Genomic DNA, 1,153 nt, shown 5'->3' with positions numbered 1-1,153 from the left:
TCATCCCCGGTGTTCAAGAGCGCAAAACACCCTGTCCCGTAGGTGGACTTCATCATCCCCGGCTGGAAACAGGCCTGGCCGATGGTGGCCGCCTGCTGGCCGCGGCCTGGATGGATGGCATCCGCCTGATCGACAATATCGAGGTGCCTCAGCTAGGCGCGTAGTTCAGCAGCCATTCTGTTTTAGGAGCTTCTAACACGCCCGGCGGTGCCGCCGGGCAGAGGTGTTGCGGTTTTCGGCGGTACGTCAACTAATTTTTTAGTAAGGGCTGGTAGCGGTAGCACCTTTGCGTTTATTGTCCCCGGTCAGAGGAGACTGGAGGGCAGCCGATGACCTATATTTTGGCAATTGATCAGGGCACCACGTCGACCCGGGCAATCCTGTTTGATGCAGGCATGCAGGTCGCGGGCACCGCGCAGCAGGAGTTTACCCAGCATTACCCGCAAGCGGGCTGGGTGGAACATGACCCGGAGGAGATCTGGGAAACCACCGTCGCGGTCTGCCGCAAGGTGATGGCGGATCTGGATGTCTCTGCCGTGGATATCGCGGGTATCGGCATCACCAACCAGCGCGAAACCACCGTGGTCTGGGACAAATCCAGCGGCAAGGCGATCCACAACGCCATCGTCTGGCAAGACCGCCGCACTGCCGCCATCTGCGAGCAGCTGCGCGAGGCGGGCCATGCAGAGATGGTGGCGGACCGCACCGGGCTGCTGCTGGATCCCTATTTCTCCGGCACCAAGGTGAAATGGATCCTCGACACCGTTCCCGGCGCACGGGAGCGGGCGGCGGCAGGCGATCTTCTGTTCGGCACCGTGGACAGCTTCCTGATCTGGCGCCTGACCGGCGGCGCCTCCCATGTGACCGACGCCACCAACGCCGCGCGCACGCTGATGTATGACATCCGCAAGGGCCGCTGGAGCCGCACCATCAGCGATCTTCTGGATGTGCCGCAGCAGATGCTGCCGGAGGTGAAGGACAGCGCCGCCGATTTCGGCACCACTGATCCGGAAATCCTGGGCGGTGCGATTCCGATTCTGGGCGTGGCCGGCGACCAGCAGGCGGCCACCATCGGCCAGGCCTGTTTCCAGCCGGGGATGATGAAGTCCACCTACGGGACAGGGTGTTTTGCGCTCTTGAACACCGGGGATGA

Annotated in this window: 1 protein-coding gene; it reads left to right on the top strand. The window is 62.7% G+C overall.

Going from position 1 to position 1,153, the window contains the following annotated elements; genetic code table 11:
* Positions 1-329 precede the first annotated feature (329 nt).
* Positions 330-1,153 (top strand): FGGY family carbohydrate kinase (locus LHL23_RS23425; RefSeq protein ID WP_264181321.1); only part of this gene is annotated, 824 nt, incomplete at its 3' end.

Source organism: Leisingera sp. McT4-56, assembly GCF_020514995.1.
GTDB lineage: Bacteria > Pseudomonadota > Alphaproteobacteria > Rhodobacterales > Rhodobacteraceae > Leisingera > Leisingera aquaemixtae_A.
The sequence above is the reverse complement of the archived record's forward strand: the minus strand, read 5'-3'. Positions and strand labels throughout refer to the sequence as shown.